Here is a 17,855-nt window from a genome sequence, read left to right on the forward strand (position 1 = left end):
TTTATCCCTTACCTATTCCCTACTATGATTGTGTAATTTTATTAGAAACTAATAATTTTTCAATGCATTTCGGTAACATATCTAATAGTGTTTCAAATGCGTAGTTTACATCTAGACGTTCTGTCCATTGATGTGCATCTTTTCCTACCGGTCCCATATTTAATACTGGAACATCAAACTCTTCTAATTCCTGAAGCGGAATTGAATAGCCTTTATCCCATAATGGCATATTGTCTACAAGCGAACTCATTGAATCCAGTGGATACTGCAAGCCTACATAGCTTAAATCTGAAATCCCCCCAAAATAATTTTGGTTTTCAAATGTAATTTTATGATTGTAATGTGCATACTTTTCCATTTCTACAACTACCTCTTTTATTAAAGGATTGTTGCGTGAACTCACAGCTGGATAGTACGGCGGAGCGAAGAAAAGTACAATCATCGGTGCCTTTTCTTTACATAAAATCGCTAATTTATCTACTAAATCAATCGTTACCGCACGATCATCTTTATCTCCTCTATTTTTTATAATATTAGATTGAATATGATCTATTTTTTCTCGTCCATGTTGCTCAATTGCATATGTGATAAGCTCTTCATAAGTTAATACATTTACTTTGAGATTAGGTGGTATAAATGGATTATATTTAGAAAAACGATATGCATGTTTTTCATACGACTCTTCTATTTTCTCTGCTACTTTCGTTACTTTTTGACGTAACAATGAAACTACATCTGTCATTGATTTTTCTAATAAAAACAAATTAAATAATGTGACTGCACGATGCGGAATTTGTACAGAATAATCCTCTTTTAAGTCCCTTTGAAGTAAGTTAGTTGGTGGAGGACTCGCTTCCCCTTCTACAATATCACAAAGGTCTGTGTTTAACTCTAGTTCTGCTGTTATTAATGAAGCCATATAACTCCCATTTAACCCTGCAAAAGGTTCACCTACATGTGTCTCTTTTCCGTAGCAAAGAAAACCAGGTAACACTTTACCAATAGAGCCAGTGTAAATATACTTATTTTGGTCACCAGGATGTCTTGAAAACATAGGCTCTGAGTTTAAGACCGTTTTATAATCTAAATTATGCTCTCTTGCTAAATCTAATAGTCTCGGAACAGCGGCCCTCATCCCTACAGAATTCACTTCTTCATCTGGTACAGCCAATAAAAGAACATTCCCATCGAATCTTCCTTCACATGCTTGTTCAATCATTGCCATTTGTAATGCGAGGCCGCATTTCATGTCCATTGTTCCTCTACCAAACAGCCAATCTCCATGTTCTATATCTTCACGTACATGGTCTGGAAGTTCATCTTTATGAGAATAAAACATAGATGTTAACTTTTTAGGATTAAATGCATCTTCTTTCCACACTCCGTAATCTTGTACATCTACAACATCAAAGTGACTTACTAGAATTACAGTATTTTTTGTACTATCGCTTTTCTTTACTAGTGCTGTAACAAAATATCGTCCGTCCCCCGTCGGATTTTTTTGCACATGGTGCGGGTTTTCTTTGAAGTACTGTAAATCAGATAATTGCTCCACAACAAAGTCTGGCAATATCACTTCAGCCTCTGTACCTGTAATACTAGGAATTTCAACAAGACTGCTTAATAATTGAATCAATTGTTCTTTTGATTGCCACTTTGACATATAAATCCCCCTATTTTTCCGCATTATGAAAACGAATTCCAATATATGAATAAAAAATGACGACAGCTATCAAAATTATAGTTCTGATGTACTGCCGATTTTTATTGATATTTCATGAGCTGCTTGTTTTACCTTGCTAATAAGAAAAGATAGTCGATCATCATTAATACGATGACTAATTAACCCAACACTTAATGCTCCTACTACTTTATGATTAAATCCGATAATAGGTGCAGCTACTGAAGCTGTCCCTTCTGTTTTTTCACCATAACTGACAGCATATCCTTCATTTTTTATTTGCTTTATCTGATTAAGAAGAATTTGCTTTTGTTCTGGTAATGAAGGAAGTAAATACTCTACAATATGTTCCATTTCATTCGTTTTCATATTGGCAAGCATCGTTTTATTTGCAGCACCAATTGAAAGTGGAATTTGTTCTCCTAGATTATCAATAACTCGAATTTTTAAAGGACTATCAATTCTTTCAATGATAATAGAATGTGTTCCGTTTGGAATATTCAAATAGACACTTTCTTCCACTTCAGCAGCCAAACGTTTCATCACTTCTCTTGCAACAGATCTATAGTCTACCTTCTCCAATTGACGCAACCCTATTTCCATCCACATTGGTCCAATTTTGTACTGTTTTGTCTCTGAAATTTGTGTAACTAACCCATGCTCCATTAGAGAGTTAAGTAATCTATGTACTGTACTAACCGGGAGATGTGTTCCATCAGCTATATCAGAAATAGCCCAATACTCTTTTTCATTTGTAGAATTCAATAATTTAATAATACTTATCGCTCGATCAATGGACTGTACCATAACTCGCCTCAACTTTACTCGTAATATGTTAGTACGCTTAATTAACTATCAATTTAGCAAACATTCGAAATGAAATCAATCTATTTATTTAATTTTCTAACAATAAAAACATATCACTAACAACGAATTGAAAACGCAAACAAAAAAATATTGACTTTTCTTTTTAATTATCTGAAAATTATAACAAGATTTCACATCACGGAATACATTCCATAATACGGAAAAACATCAAACTTTATTCTATCAACTACGAAAGTGAGGAAAACAATGGCGCAAGTAAACAATACAAACAATGAATTAAAACGTACGATGAAAAGTAGACACTTATTCATGATTGCACTCGGTGGTGTGATTGGAACGGGGTTATTTAACGGATCTGGCTTTATTATAAGTCAAGCTGGACCTGGTGGATCCGTACTTGCCTTTATGGCCGGTGGATTATTAATGTATTTCGTTATGCTATGTCTTGGTGAACTCGCTGTAGCCATGCCTGTTTCGGGTTCTTTCCAGGAATATGCCACTAAATTCATCAATCCTGCAACTGGCTTTACAATCGGATGGTTGTATTGGTTAAGCTGGGCGAATACGACCGGTCTTGAATTTACAACTGCCGGTATTACAATGCAGCGCTGGTTTCCTGATATTCCTGTTTGGGTTTGGTGTTTAATATTTGGCGTTACAATCTTTACTATTAACGTATTATCTGCTCGTAGTTATGCAGAAACAGAATTTTGGTTTTCAAGTATAAAAGTATCTGCCATTATAGCTTTTATAATTCTTGGTGGCGCCGCTATGTTCGGCTTTATTGATTTAAAAGGCGACGAACCAGCTCCACTTCTTTCAAATTTCGTAAATCATGGTGGTTTATTTCCGAATGGACTTGCAGCTATTCTATTAACAATGGTTACAGTCAATTATTCCTTCCAAGGTACAGAGCTTGTCGGAATCGCAGCAGGTGAAAGCGAAGATCCAGCAAAAACTTTACCTCGTTCTATTAGAAATATTATATGGCGCACAATGTTTTTCTTCGTCTTAGCAATCTTTGTTCTTGTTGCTTTAATTCCTTGGGAAGAAGCAGGACTCACAAAGAGCCCATTCGTTGCTGTTTTTGATAATATCGGTATTCCATATGCAGCTGATATTATGAACTTTGTTATTCTTACTGCTGTTCTTTCTGTTGCAAACTCAGGACTATACGCTGCTACTCGCATGCTTTGGTCTTTATCAAAAAACGAAATGGCTCCAGCATTTTTAAAGAAATTATCATCACGTGGGATTCCTCTCAACGCTTTAATCATGACAATAGCTATTTCTGCTTTTTCTCTTTTAACAAGCGTCGTAGCTGCTGAAACGGTTTACTTATGGTTAATTTCCATTTCTGGAGTCATAACAATTATTGTTTGGATGTCAATTTGTGTTTCTCAATTCTTTTTCCGCAAACACTATTTAGCTGAAGGTGGAAAATTAGACGATTTGAAGTTCAGAACTCCACTCTATCCCCTTGTACCAATTCTTGGTTTTGGATTGTATGGCATTATATTAGTAAGTCTTATCTTTATCCCAGATCAAAGACTAGGCATTTATTGTACTGTACCATTTATCATCTTTTGCTATACTTACTATCACTTTAAAGTTAAGAAAAGAATTGCAACTAACACTCAAAGTGAAACTAAAATTAGCGAAACTTCTTAATATTGTACGATACAAAAAAGACAACACGTGGCGTTTCACTTCATGTGTTGTCTTTTTTTATTATTTAAATATGAGTTCACCTGAATTTAATGGATTTTTCTCTTCTCCTACAAAAGTAGTAAAATTTTCATTTGAACTTGCTACCTCAGTTGGATTTATCGTATTTCAATTTCGATATAATAATAAATAGGTATATCAGATATAGCTGTACATTATTAGAATTACATTCATTACTCAACTGGTAGTTATCAAGAAAGAAAGGAATGATCATAATGATACAGAACATATACGAAACTCATTTACATGTAAGAAATTTAGAAAAAGCGATAAATTTCTATCAAAACAAGCTAGGATTAACGTTAGCAAGAAAACTCTCCAAAAGAAGAGTGGCTTTCTTTTGGGTCGGAGAAAATAAAAAACAAATGCTTGGACTATGGGAAGTAAATAATATCGAAGACTTTGAGCTGAGACATTTTGCTTTTGGTGTAAATTTAGAGTTTTTAATGACTTCTAAAGCGTGGTTAGAGGAGCGTGGAATAGAAGTGATAGGAAGTCAAGGAAAAGGAAATCAAGAGCCAATTGTCCAAAGGTGGATGCCCGCTGCAAGTGTATACTTTCTAGATTGTGATAGAAATAAATTAGAATTCATTTCTATGTTACATGACAATCCAGATGAATTAGAATATGCATCCTATTTAAGTGTATGGAATGCGGAACACCAAGAAAAATGAATGAAATTTCCGTCCAAGTCTTTTCTAATTTTTTAGATATACTGTTGTACGATCCCCCTTTTGCTATTAATTTTCGTCGGATTTATGAACAGTTATCGTAATGGAAAATTCATGATAACTCCAATTGTTAACATAATGCATTTATTGTCATCTTGTATTTGTACTTACGTACTAGCAATTCCTAATCTGCTTCCATTACAATTTGAAACATTTAATTTTTCTTCTTATCTGGCATCTAATCTTTAAACAAAAACTCCCCTTAAATCGAAAATGATTAAGGGGAATTTTATATACGATGCAATTATAGTTCAGATTTCACCCGAACAGAAACATTATTTTTAATTATATTTTTGACATCTTTAAAGCTAACAAAATTGTTACTTTTCTCATCCCAAAGACGGAAACGGAGTGAACGCAAGCTTGTAGCAAGCGTAATTGTTGGTACATTTTTTAAAGGAAGGGTATTGTTGTGTGCCTCTTCTAGTTTATAGTTAGGTACTCTTGGACTTAAATGGTGAACATGATGAAATCCAATATTACCCGTTAGAAATTGCAAAATTTTTGGAAGTTTATAAAAAGAACTTCCCTCCACTGCCGCTTTCACATATTCCCATTCTTTATCTTCTTCAAAATAAGAATCCTCGAATGTGTGCTGTACGTAAAACAGCCAAATCCCTATTGAACCTGCTATTAAAAATATAGAACCATGTACTAAAAGAAACGATTGCCATCCAATTGCCCAGCAAAGCATTCCTACAATAGCAACGATTAAAATATTCGTTAAATAAGTGTTCATACGTTCTTTTTTTCTAGCACCTTTTCGGTTAAATCTATTTTTAAGCAAGAAAACATAAATCGGGCCTAACCCAAACATAACGAATGGATTGCGATATAAACGATATGCTAAACGGAGTCTAAATGGTGCTGCTACATATTCATCTACTGTAAGCGTCCAAATATCCCCTGTACCCCTCTTATCCAAATTACCACTCGTAGCGTGGTGAATAGAATGCTCATGCCCCCACTGATCAAATGGGAATAATGTTAAAACGCCCATACACGTTCCAACTATTCTATTTGCACGTCGACTTTTAAAGAATGAATAATGGGTACAATCATGAAAAATAATGAAAATCCTTGTCATAAATCCAGCGGCTAACAGTGCTGGAACTAATGTTAACCAATAAGAAACTGACAAACTTTTATAAGCAAGGTACCATAAAATAATAAATGGCACGATTGTGTTGATCAGTTGCCAAACACTTTTTTTAATCGTTGATTTTTCAAAAGGAGCAACTTGTTTTTTTAAATTTTTAGTATTTTCTAAGGTCATTGTTCTAATTCCTTTCCTTTTTGTTGCTAATTCATATTATAGCACACTATTAGTATCAGGTGTTAAAAGTAGCTATAATAAATATTTTATACTATGAAAATCTCTTTTTTCTTACTCATTACTTACAAATTTCTTACGTCCAAAATAGCTTCTATAATTGGACAGACGGAGCATTTTATGTATCAAAGAAACTTCATATTTTTCCAATAAGTACATAAAAAACAGCGAGTTTTTTCACAAGAAGAAAAAAGCTGCAATCAGTCAGTTTCACCGACTTATCGCAGCTTCTCTTCTTTTCACCTTATTTTATCGATGAAGCCAAACTGCACCTGCAGACTTGTCTTCAGCTTGGCCTACCACTTCAAACTTCAGTCCTAGCTTCGGTAACTTACGTCCTGCATCAGGAATAACGCTGTTGATGTATTGCTTAGAATCATCAAATTTTGCCACTCCTGGTAATCCTTTATAATCAAAGATACCGCGTGTTGGTGAATTTACTTTCCATGCTGGTGTTTGATCAAATGAGAATGCCGCATCGGCAATTTGATAACGCGTACTGCTCTTCACAGTAGGTTGTCCGTTTAATGTCCCTACAATTGCCTCTGGATGAGAATCTACTACTCCTAAGAACCCTTCACCTGGATGAACGCCTACCCAGTTATCTGTAAAGCTTTGATCCGCATACCATACAACCATTCCTGTATTAAATACTGGGCCACGTGCATATTGTAACGCAGTGTCAGAACCAGCGTAATTTCTCCACTCTACATAGTAATTATGTTTTTTCTGTTCAAATCCGTTAGACACAGTAAAGCCTTTTAACGTCATTGCAGGCTGACCTTCTGCATCATCAGAGAAAACAACTTTTCCATCTACAGTTAAGGCTGCATTATCTAACGCAAATCCTTTATAAGCTACTGCAATATCTGTTAAGTACTCAAATTGCAGTTTTACTTTTTTTCCTTTGAATTGGCTTAAATCGTATGATTTATCAACCCACTTACCATCAGTTGTATCCGCGCCGCCTTTTATATCTTTTTCGCCCATTCTATCAATGCGTGTCTTCGTTCCATCTTCTGCAATCGCATATACGTCAAGGAAATCATACTTCGCTTCAAGTTCGTAAAATGCCTTATAATCGAACTTAGCATCCTTTGCATTTGTTAAGTCAAATACTGGTGTCTCAAGTGTTGTATGAATGTCATTTCCTTTTGTACTGTAATAGAACTTCTTACCAAACGCTGATTCGATATTTTTTATATCTTTGTCCGGCAAGTTAACACGAACAATTCCAGGTCGTTTAGATTTTGTAGTACTTTGATCTACATATGTTGCAACACCGATTCCTTTGCTAAGTTTGTCATAATCTACTTCAAGAATATTCGCCCAGTTCCCCTTCATATTCTTTTGGAAAAACTCTTTATTTTGTGGCGAGAAACTCGTTGGCTCTGTTCCTGCAATTTTTCCAGCCCAGCTACCACCACTCATAATAGACCATGACTCAACAGGTTCACCTTGTCCTGAGTACTTTGTATCATATTCATCTGGTAAGCCTAAATCATGGCCATACTCATGTGCAAACACACCAACTGCTCCGTCTTCAGGCTCGATTGTATAATCATATGCAGCCATCTTTCCGCCCCAGTTCGAAACAGAAGATTTCGTGCCATCAATTGCATATGGTTTTGAACCTAGTTTTGAACGATGTGACCAAATCGCATCATCTTTCAATTTACCGCCGCCAGCTTCTTGACCAACGCCAGCATGTACAACCATTAAATGATCAATAATGCCATCTGGCTCATTTTTATTTCCATCACCATCTTGATCGTATTGATCAAATTGGTCATAGTCTGCTAAATTGATTCCTTTTGCTACCGCTGCTTTTAATGCTTCTTTCACAAAATCTTTTGGTCCTAAAGGCCCCTTGTTATCATGCCCAGTACCCGCATCAGCACCATAATCTGATGCTTTTCCTGGAACAGTAAGCCATTCTGTTACAGTCCCATCAACTGTATAGCTACCACCAGATTGTTCTTCATAATATTGCTTAAATGTGTTAATTTTCGATCCATCAAATAAAGTAAATGGTTCATCACCAAATAACATTTTTTGATAATGTTCACGATTAAAGTCCTTAGAATACATGTATCCTGGCTCTTGATCAATATTGTTATGCTTAAAATCGCTAAATTCTACAAGTAAAACAAGTACTTTATCTTTTCGAACAGCTCCATTGTATTCTTCTTGCTTCGCTGATGTAGTAGGTACTTTTCCATTTAATTTCCCAGGGTTCAATGCTGCACCTTGTCCAGCTACTGGGCCTACTTCAGGCTGCTGCGCCTGTTCATTTTCCCTCATTTTTGCATCTTTTACTTTTTTCATAAAGTCAGAGGCTTCTTGCGTAAGACTATCTCCTGTTAAGATTTCTTTCCCAGGGTTTTCCCCTTTCTTTTTCTCAACATATTTTTCGACAGCCTTTGAAGTCTCAGCTTGTGATGCAGATTGATCAATTACCCCCCGTTGTTTTAGCGCTTCAGCCAAACGCTCCTCCGGTATTAAGTGCTCATCTATTGGTAGAGATGATGTTGGTGTCTCAGCATACGCTGCGTGACCTCCAAAAGCAAACGTACTACTTAGTACTGCTGCTGTTGTTAATACCGCTAATGGTTTTAATTTCTTTTTCTTTTTCAATGTATTTCCTCCCCAGTGTCTGCAAATTATCGTTTTTTGCCGATAACAACATAATATTCGTTATAATACGAATATTCAATCTTTTTCAACAAATAAAATGTTGAGAAATATTTTTTTATGCAGGGTGAAATACATAAGATATAAAAACAAACAGACTCTCCTATAAATAACAGTGAACTTTTATATGTTCTTAGTTACAATCAAAATCCAGTAAATCTGGGATTCATACTTTTTTAATAAAAATAAGAATTAAATATTTTCTATACTATTTAATCTATGGATTACCATATTACTCACTATTCTCATTATTACAAGCTAATAGTGGTTCGTACATCATTATAGCGTGATTCTCTGTTACATATTGATCTTCTATTAACTGTTTCTGTTGATTATATACTTTACGTTGAATCACATTATGTCGTATATAACCGCCCCAGTATGCAGGTTGAATTGAGTGTTCTTTCTCATACACTTCATATTGATAAAGTTGCGGATAGACTGTTCTCCATTCACCAACTAAATGTTCATCTGTCATATAAAGGTGAAGTTGATACAGTTGGTCCGTTTCATTTTTAATTTGTAAATCCAAATAGTTATAGGAACAAGTCGCCCCACTCCCAAACGGTTGAGTGCGCCTAGAGTCAGGAAAGACATCAAAGCTATGACGATATCGTTCTGTTACTGTCAGTGGTGTATGTAAAGTCATCCAATATATTAAATTCGAAAGCTGACAAAGACCTCCTCCAATACCTGTTTGAAAAGATCCGTAATGTAATACCATACCTTCTACATACCCTTTTTTCCTCGTTGGCTTACCTATTAAACGCCAGTAAGAAAATGTTTCTCCCGGTCTAATGACGATACCATTTAGTTTTTTAACAGCAATTTTCAAATTAACAACCTTATTCTGTTGATACCACATATCTACATCTTTGAGCTTACGAAGTAATATCGTTCGGTGCTGAATTGCTGTACAAGGTAGCTTTTCTTGTTGGAACCTTTTTGCATATGTTTTTCCATCTGCCAACCACTGAATGTACCTCTTTGTAGAGTAATACCACTTCCCTAGCATAATGCGATACTTAGACCGCTGTTTAGGACGTAAGTGCACTATATTCATTTTATTCCCTCTCTCTTTCTTCAAGTAAATTCTAATATATTTCTAATTCAATAAACTACAGTTTTCTTAGCTGCATAATAATTTCCACAAAAAAATAATAAATTTACTCTAGTGGAGATTTTATTTTGATGATTGCTTTATAATTATATAAAACTGAGCTTCAATACAATAAATTGAAATAAACATATTATAAATATAACGGATAACCTTAAATAAAAAATAATGAACATTAAAGAAATTCTAAAGTATTAATATATTTTTCGTAAATATTAATTGATAACACATTAGACTTTACTATATGTATAACTTCTTATTCTACAAAATGAAATTTTTTAATGTAAGAAAAAAATATAATTTCCCTTTAACATTTATACAAGTCTCATATAAAAAAATTACAAAACAATTCGAGCCCTTATATTTAGAATAAACACAAAAAATTGCCACCAGTTAGCTTAACTGGTTGGCAATTTTTTAACGAGAATGCTTTACAAATAGTTGAATTGCTTCTTCTGGTACATAGTACTTTCCATTACTCTCTACAATAATACTTCTTAATTCATACCCTTTACCATTGATACGAATTATATTTTTGTTACCAAATAATTGTGCTTCTACTTTATTATGTTTTACTACGAGTAACGGGTTTGCTCCTTCGGTTTTGTCGGCTGTTACAGTTGCACCGATTTTCTTAAAGGCTTGTTCACTCTCTAAAAATATTTTATTCGTTACTTCTTCTAAGTTAAAGCCCATCGCTTTCGCCATCGTCTTCGCAATGTCTGTATTTTGGATTAAGCCTTCTGGTTTTTGAGGTCCATAAGAATGTAAGAATACATCCTCACCTGTATGTCCTCCTGTCGTAAAGCCGATATTTGCACGATTAGCCAATAATGTAGTAAAAATTCGTCCTACATCCATTTTCTTTTTTGCCACTTTTAATTGTTCTTTTTCATCATGAGTTAGATTATCCAAACCGTATAGTTTAGCTACATCTTCTACATTTGATAAATCAGATTTCAGTTTATTTATAGTTCCTTCAAGTGTCATTTTCGCCTTTTTCAATGGATCAATGTATACAGAAACCGGTGTAGTATTGTATCCTTTTGTCGTATTCCTATTCCCTATAGAGATGCCGCTGTTACCATGATCAGTTAAAGCGATGAGCATCGTATCCCCATCTTTCTTCGCAAATTGTAACGCCTTTGCTACCGCTTCATCAAATGCTAATACATCACTAATCATCCCAATTGGATCATTAGCATGAGCTGCCCAATCAGGCTTACTACCTTCTACGAATAAAAAGAAGCCATCTTTATCTTTTGATAATGTTTGAATTGCTTTTTCTGTCATTTGAGAAAGTGTTGGTTGTTCTGGATTTGTTGCTATACGATCCATATCAAACGCAAGAGCATGATGTGAGAAAGAGCCCCAAATTTTATTAGATTTGGAGTTCAATAACGCATCTTTCGTTTCAACGAAATCGTATCCTTTGTCTTGAATCACCTTTACTAAATTTTCACCATCTTTTCGGATTCCATTACTTTTCATAGGTAACAGCGCCGCTTTTCCCCCGCCTAATACGACATCTATATTTTGATATACTTGCTGCTTCGCAATTACGTCAAAATGTTTGCGATTGACATGGTGAGCAGAGAATCCGGCCGGAGTAGCATGCTGAATTTCAGATGTAGCAACAATGCCAGTTGCACGACCAGTACATTTTGCGCCTTCTAATACGTTTGCGACCGGCCGTAACTTTTCTTCTTCTTTTATTGGCTGTAAGCTAGGCGAACTTACAATAGAAGGTAATATACCTACATATCCTGAATTCGATTTATTTCCAGTTGCTAAAGCTGTTGCTGCTGGCGCTGAGTCTGTAATAGCTGATTCCGCCGAAAACGTACGAACACCTCCTGTTACAATTTGATCTAACGTAAGCGGTGCCCCTTTATACCAGCGAGCCAATGTTGTCGCCGTTGAACTCGTTCCGTCCATAACCATCATAATTATATTTTTAGGCTGGTGTTCTACTTTTTTCACCTTAGCTTTGGCCGCATGATAATTCATCATACTTTCCGTACTTAATATGCTTACTATTATAGCTCCCACTAATAGTAACTTTTTCATCTTCACACCATAATTCAACATGATTGTTCCTCCATAAACTTTGCATTCATTTCAATACACCTTATTTCCTTTTCCATACCAAAACCTACATATGTTTTATTAGTTCCCAATTCTCATAAAGCTAACAATAGTTACTTTCTCTTTCTTTAATTAAATATCGATATGTATCATTTATCTTATAAAAAAGATTTAACATCCTTTTCATTAATTACTTGTTTAACAATAAATCCTCGATTAAAAGAAATAAAAATTTATTGTTAAACAATAAATTTCATGTTAAATTAATAAGATATTAAATAAATGAGGTGCTTTTTATGAAACAAGGATCCACACTCTTTTTAAAGACCGTTGTAATTCTAATCGGAATCCCCGTTCTTGCTATGTGCATTTTTTTAGTCCCTAAAATAGGAAATTTTGCCGCAGAATTATATCCAGATATTGCATATATTAAATATCTTGTATTTATCAATTTATACGCAACAGCACTACCTTATTACTTCGCACTGTACCAAACATTTAAGCTTTTAAACTATATTGATAAAAATAACGCATTCTCAGAGCTATCTGTTCAAGCTTTAAAAAATATTAAGTACAGCGCATTGGCAATTAGTGTATTATATGTATTAGGTATGCCACTTTTTTATCTCGTGGCAGAGAGAGATGATGCCCCTGGCATTATTATTATCGGAATGATTATGATTTTTTCTTCAATGGTAATCGCGGTCTTTGCTGCCGTTCTCCAAAGACTATTAAAAGATGCTATAGATATAAAATCAGAAAATGATTTAACGGTCTGAGGTGAATAATATGGCAATTATTATTAATATTGATGTAATGTTAGCAAAAAGAAAAATGAGTGTAACAGAACTTTCGGAGAAGGTTGGAATTACAATGGCTAACCTTTCTATCTTGAAAAATGGAAAAGCAAAAGCAGTCCGTTTTTCAACTTTAGAAGCAATATGTAAAGCATTAGAATGCCAACCGGGGGATATTTTAGAATATCAACCTGAAGATACCGAGTAAAAAGAGTCCTTCATATGAGTAATGGGTTCAGTGTAGGAAGAGAAAAATGCTAATAACCATTAGGAATAACAAACTAAAACGCTCAGAAGATATTCAGAGCGTTTTTATTTCCTTCTTCAACTAAAGCACCAGTTAGTGTAAAAAGCTATTTCACCATTTGTATGGCTAACTTATCTTTTAACATTGACCTATATGAGTCAATTTCATATTTTGTATTATTGATTTTTTCTTTTTTCATTTTTAACATATCGAATATTTCTAATTCTAAATTCCTTCTAGCTTCAAGAACTTTTATCGCTCCTTCTACACCTGAATGGTTATGTTCTTTCCCATAGCCTTGGTTAGTGTAATAGTCAATAATTCCTGTGGACCATTCTGGAGTTCTTTCTTTTAACGCCTTCCTAAATGAAAATTCAAGATTATCTTGTTCTATATACAATAACATTGGATTTAAATTCTCTATGATTTTTGCAACTTTCATTACATAATTTATTATTTTTTCTTGTTGTTCACCATATTTAATCATCCCAATAGTTAATGGATTTTGTATGAAACAACATTCAAAGATATAAACCTTATTGTCTTCTAGAGCGGTTTCAGCAAAGTCATTCCATTTGTCAGCAATTAATTCAACATTTTTATCGAATGGTAATTCGTATATATCATTTTTTAAAATAATGTTAAATAATTCGTCCGAAAACTGGTCACCAAACTCATTTTTTATCTTTCTGTATGGTAATAAATAATTGCTTCCTTTTTTTAGAACTTTCTTAAGGAGCACTTCTTTAAAATCCCCACTGTTAGATAATAATCTATCGAACTCAAATTTATTAAAACAAGATACACCATCATAGTCGGCTGGGTGGTTCAAATTTCCTTCTAAAAATAGTTCAACCTCAATTTTATTTTGGCTTAGAATTTCATTTATTAGCTTTGCAGTGGTTGATTTTCCAAATCCAGGTAACCCTTCTACTATTATTAGTTTTGTATTCATAGTTATAAATGCCTTCCTTCAAAGTATTTAACTAAGATTAAAAAAATCACTTACTCCACTGCAATCACCCCTTCAAAATATGATATTTACCATTTCCTTTGAAAAACCTTCTTAAAGTAACCTGACTGTTAGTTTAAGAACATTTTTTCATAATCTCTACAACTATTTTAACATAAATTTTCCATTTATCTTTTTATTTAGAACACTATTTAACTATATAAAAGTGCTTAAACACTATAATAACAATAAAAAAAGGGTGCTAAATCATATGTGATTTACATCCCTAATTTGTGTGTTATTTTATATTTTCTCTCCCGTAACTGAACCCGATATCATACGAGAAGGACTCTTTTTATTACACATTACGGCGCAAAACTAATTTGACCAGTAAACAATAGGATAATTGCTATGATCCAAAATATAAAAAATGATGAGGACAGTATTAATGAAAGAATAGCAATTCCCTTCTTCTCTGTTCTTTTCGTCATTGTGATTATTGAAAGCATGATACCTACACCTGTCAGGGCAATTGTAATATAATCTCCAACTATATTACCTGCATTGGCTATCCTTGTTGGCGTTATAAAAACGAATAGAAAACACAAAATGCCGATGAGTAAAGATACATAACTTATTATACTATACTTCTTTTTAGGAACTATTTCAGTTTTCATACTAACCCCACCCCTTCTATATAGCTATGAGTTCATATTAACATGAATAACCATAATTTGGTTAAAATAAACTGACCACTTCCTTATTAAAGATGGACGATTATCCTTTAATCTCTAGTAATTATTATATACAGAAAATAAAGTGAAACTTTAATCAGTGGAGGTTTTGTTCACCCTCCACTGATTATTAGTTGAAGCAATCAGGCTGCCCGTTATTGCAGAATAAAATGAAAGAGTTCTAAAAAATAAAGACTGTACCTTTAAAATGAAAGATTCAGTCTTTATTAATAACTTTTTTTATAAAGAAAACTCTCTATCACTCACTATCTTAAAAAACTCCGAGTAATGTGATAAAGAATAATCCGCTACATCACAATCACCTTGAAACATACATGTTGAAATACCTAATTCTTTTGCAGGTAATAAATCTAATTCTCTATCTCCAATAGCTAAATCAATATTATGTTTTTTATGTAAATGATTATAAGCTAAAGAGTTGGGCTTTCGGGGAAAGCCATCGTCAATTGTAATCATATCTACAAAGTATTTTTCCCAGCCGTAATATTTTAAAATGTCCATAACCCCTGTCCTATGTTTATGGGTCATAATCACATTTTTATCTGCAAATTTCAAAACCTCTTCGACACCTGCAAAAGGTTTCATATCTTTTGGCGTGAATTTTCCCTTCAAAACTTTAATCTTTTCTTCCTGCTCGCATGAAATATTATAATACTGAATTGCATGAGAGTATGATATTTTTAAGTTTTTGTATATTTCTTGTTTTTCTACTGAGTCACCTAATATTTCAGAAAGCATTATTGTATATGCAGGATACGTATCAAATAACGTCCCATCAAAATCCCATAAAATATTCATTCTATTCACCTTCTATTTTCAAATCATTGGATGACTAAATCCGCCCTATCCCTCGGCAATTCCGTTTCTAAGTAATAATCCTCTGCTTTCCAATACCTATTTTCAAACTTTGAAAGGTTCTTCTGTGTCTCCTCACTCTCACGTAGAAACCTTGTCTCTCTTGGACAGTCCAAATAGACCATATAATGAAAGAAATCTCTCCATTCTTTTCGCTGCAGAAAAACTCCTTCAATAACAATTACCCCTACAATAGGAATCTGTACTTTTTCCATTTCACATATATCTGTTTCTTCATGAAAGAAAGGTAATTTCAATTTTGTTTCATGTTGTAGCTTTTGAAAAAATTTCTGCCTTAGCCATTCAATGTCCCATTGTAAATAATAATACTCGTACCATTCTTCATATCCAGTATGATATCGTTTATTACGCTCCACTATGTGATCATCAATATGGAAAATATGAAACGGAATGCCTTCTTGTTTCATATTTTCTTTTAAATTGGTTACGAATGTTGTTTTTCCAGATCGACTTAAACCATCTATACCTAAAATGAATCTATTTTCCCTATGCTTCTTCATAATCGTTATAAGTTCGTTTGTACTCATTACTTCTTCCACTCTTCTTTTAATAAAGAATATAAAATAGTATCATGAGCAACTCCATTTTGAATCATATGTTTTCGAAGTAATCCTTCTTCTTGAAATCCTGCTTTACTTAATAATTTTTGAGAAGCTTTATTTTCTACATATACAACAGCAGCAACTCTAATAAGTTGCAATGTTTCAAACCCGTAAGTTAAAATTGCCTGTAACGCTTCCGTTGCATACCCTTGTCCCCAATATGTATCGTCTAATTCATAACCAATTTCAGCTCGTTTATGATTATTATTAATTAAATGAAATCCGCACGTTCCGATTAATTGGCCCGTCCCTTTTTTCTCGATTCCCCAGCGAAATACACTGCCCTCTTCATAACGATTTTTAAACGTTTGAATCGTTGTTTTCGCTTGCTCAATATTTTCAAAAGAATCCATTCCGAAATAACGTATAACTGATTCTTTCGAAAAATATTGGAACATCGTTTCTGCATCTAATAGTGTAAGTTCTCTTAATCGTAAACGTTCTGTTTCTAGTTTCGGAAATCCCATCTCTCTTTCTCCCTCTATTCTAATGAACTGCAAATTTCAATATAATTTCCATCTGGATCAGCAATGTAGGCAATTGTTTGCCCCCACGGTTTTACAATTGGTTCAACTAAAACCTTAATACCTTGTCCTCTAAATTGCTCAATCGTTTCTAATACATTCTCAACAACGAATCCTAATTCGAAATGAGAAGACTGTAATTTACCTTCTGTAAGCGGTAGTCCTGTTAATTCTTTCACATCTTGCCGCGTATTCATCGCTAAAATGGTAGTTCCAGTATTAAATTCAATATATGTACCGTGCTCTGCTTTTATAGGTAACTGTAAAATATCTTTATAGAATTTTAAACATTCCTCAAACTTTTCTACATATAAAATAATGTACTTCATTTTCAAATCCATTTTACATCCCCCTTTGTATCTATCCCTAAAATTTCGACAAAAGTCTCACAAAAACCTTGTTCCTTGTAGTAATGAGCAAAAAAAATGAGGCCGATTTCTCGGCCCCCCAGCTTATTGGCATAAAACAGGAGATTTGGTTTGGACATAACCAGTTCGTACTTTTATTATATTTTATTTTTTCTGAATTTTAAATACATTAAACACCTATTTATATTGAGAAAGTTTTTTGCTTGCATAAAATTAAAGATTTTAAGAAATGATACAAATGGAGGTGTATACATATGGAACCAATGCTATGTCCAAGCTGTAAAACGAACCGTACTCGCTTTAATATTCTTGAGCAACAAGTAAAACCAGTCAAAATAAATCCACAAACTGGTCAAGTAGAAGAAGAATACACAAATGAAACGATGAATGCTTTTCATATGGCCTATCAAGGACCTACATACCGTGTCCAATGTGCTGTATGCGGACTTGTTGAAAACCCTGAACAATTTATTAAACCTGCGCAAAATCAGTCTTTCTAATAAAAACATGATTATCCCTTGTAGAAATAGATTT

The 17,855-nt window shown here is 33.8% G+C and carries 17 protein-coding genes; 5 read left to right on the plus strand and 12 right to left on the minus strand.

Features of this window, described 5'->3' with window-relative positions; all coding sequences use genetic code 11:
* Positions 1-22: 22 nt before the first annotated feature.
* Entirely contained in the window at positions 23-1,687 is a 1,665-nt protein-coding gene (locus ACTFR8_RS27630; protein WP_119781599.1) for a M20/M25/M40 family metallo-hydrolase, read from the minus strand.
* A 51-nt stretch (positions 1,688-1,738) separates the two neighbouring features.
* On the minus strand, positions 1,739-2,488 hold the full coding sequence (locus tag ACTFR8_RS27635; protein ID WP_000250752.1) for an IclR family transcriptional regulator: 750 nt from the start codon (positions 2,486-2,488) through the stop codon (positions 1,739-1,741).
* Between the two features lie 267 nt (positions 2,489-2,755).
* Here ACTFR8_RS27635 and ACTFR8_RS27640 point away from each other — a divergent pair, with 267 nt between their 5' ends.
* The gene (locus tag ACTFR8_RS27640) at positions 2,756-4,180 is read left to right on the plus strand and encodes an amino acid permease (protein WP_252209594.1); all 1,425 of its coding nucleotides are present in this window, start codon (positions 2,756-2,758) and stop codon (positions 4,178-4,180) included.
* A gap of 272 nt (positions 4,181-4,452) precedes the next feature.
* Entirely contained in the window at positions 4,453-4,911 is a 459-nt protein-coding gene (locus ACTFR8_RS27645; protein WP_000615639.1) for a VOC family protein, read from the plus strand.
* Positions 4,912-5,212: 301 nt separating this feature from the next.
* On the opposite strand, the gene ACTFR8_RS27650 is transcribed toward ACTFR8_RS27645, so the two are convergent.
* From ACTFR8_RS27650 to ACTFR8_RS27665, 4 genes are all read right to left on the minus strand, one after another.
* Positions 5,213-6,244: a fatty acid desaturase gene (locus ACTFR8_RS27650; protein ID WP_000171499.1), complete on the minus strand. Its 1,032-nt coding sequence runs from the start codon at positions 6,242-6,244 to the stop codon at positions 5,213-5,215.
* A gap of 306 nt (positions 6,245-6,550) precedes the next feature.
* Entirely contained in the window at positions 6,551-8,938 is a 2,388-nt protein-coding gene (locus tag ACTFR8_RS27655; protein ID WP_000727449.1) for an immune inhibitor A domain-containing protein, read from the minus strand.
* 289 nt (positions 8,939-9,227) lie between these two features.
* Entirely contained in the window at positions 9,228-10,058 is an 831-nt protein-coding gene (locus tag ACTFR8_RS27660) for a VanW family protein (protein ID WP_009327106.1), read from the minus strand.
* 471 nt (positions 10,059-10,529) lie between these two features.
* Positions 10,530-12,203, minus strand: coding sequence for an alkaline phosphatase (locus ACTFR8_RS27665; protein WP_050821918.1), 1,674 nt, complete (start codon positions 12,201-12,203; stop codon positions 10,530-10,532).
* 293 nt (positions 12,204-12,496) lie between these two features.
* On the opposite strand from ACTFR8_RS27665, the gene ACTFR8_RS27670 reads away from it, so the two are divergent.
* A complete protein-coding gene (locus tag ACTFR8_RS27670) occupies positions 12,497-12,979 on the plus strand; it encodes a DUF2975 domain-containing protein (protein ID WP_000809124.1) in 483 nt (160 codons plus the stop codon).
* 10 nt (positions 12,980-12,989) lie between these two features.
* A complete protein-coding gene (locus tag ACTFR8_RS27675; RefSeq protein WP_000974619.1) occupies positions 12,990-13,205 on the plus strand; it encodes a helix-turn-helix domain-containing protein in 216 nt (71 codons plus the stop codon).
* A 145-nt stretch (positions 13,206-13,350) separates the two neighbouring features.
* Here the strand turns inward: ACTFR8_RS27675 and ACTFR8_RS27680 are convergent, their stop codons facing one another.
* From ACTFR8_RS27680 to ACTFR8_RS27705, 6 genes are all read right to left on the minus strand, one after another.
* A complete protein-coding gene (locus tag ACTFR8_RS27680; RefSeq protein ID WP_050821919.1) occupies positions 13,351-14,199 on the minus strand; it encodes a hypothetical protein in 849 nt (282 codons plus the stop codon).
* Positions 14,200-14,561: 362 nt separating this feature from the next.
* Positions 14,562-14,873 carry a hypothetical protein gene (locus ACTFR8_RS27685; protein WP_000845560.1) on the minus strand — a complete coding sequence of 104 codons (312 nt, stop codon included), beginning with the start codon at positions 14,871-14,873 and terminating at the stop codon, positions 14,562-14,564.
* A gap of 297 nt (positions 14,874-15,170) precedes the next feature.
* The gene (locus ACTFR8_RS27690; RefSeq protein WP_001024222.1) at positions 15,171-15,749 is read right to left on the minus strand and encodes an HAD-IA family hydrolase; all 579 of its coding nucleotides are present in this window, start codon (positions 15,747-15,749) and stop codon (positions 15,171-15,173) included.
* Positions 15,750-15,772: 23 nt separating this feature from the next.
* A complete protein-coding gene (locus tag ACTFR8_RS27695) occupies positions 15,773-16,354 on the minus strand; it encodes a kinase (RefSeq protein ID WP_000106121.1) in 582 nt (193 codons plus the stop codon).
* Positions 16,354-16,896: a GNAT family N-acetyltransferase gene (locus ACTFR8_RS27700; RefSeq protein ID WP_100618845.1), complete on the minus strand. Its 543-nt coding sequence runs from the start codon at positions 16,894-16,896 to the stop codon at positions 16,354-16,356. Before ACTFR8_RS27700 ends, ACTFR8_RS27695 begins: the two co-directional genes overlap by 1 nt.
* Positions 16,897-16,910: 14 nt before the next feature.
* Positions 16,911-17,294, minus strand: coding sequence for a VOC family protein (locus tag ACTFR8_RS27705; protein WP_000364503.1), 384 nt, complete (start codon positions 17,292-17,294; stop codon positions 16,911-16,913).
* A 281-nt stretch (positions 17,295-17,575) separates the two neighbouring features.
* Here ACTFR8_RS27705 and ACTFR8_RS27710 point away from each other — a divergent pair, with 281 nt between their 5' ends.
* Positions 17,576-17,821 (plus strand): hypothetical protein, encoded by a 246-nt coding sequence (locus tag ACTFR8_RS27710; RefSeq protein WP_000433602.1) that lies wholly within the window; start codon positions 17,576-17,578, stop codon positions 17,819-17,821.
* The last annotated feature ends 34 nt before the right edge of the window (positions 17,822-17,855 follow it).

Source organism: Bacillus cereus group sp. MYBK15-3, from assembly GCF_051916765.1.
Taxonomy (GTDB): Bacteria; Bacillota; Bacilli; order Bacillales; family Bacillaceae_G; genus Bacillus_A; species Bacillus_A cereus.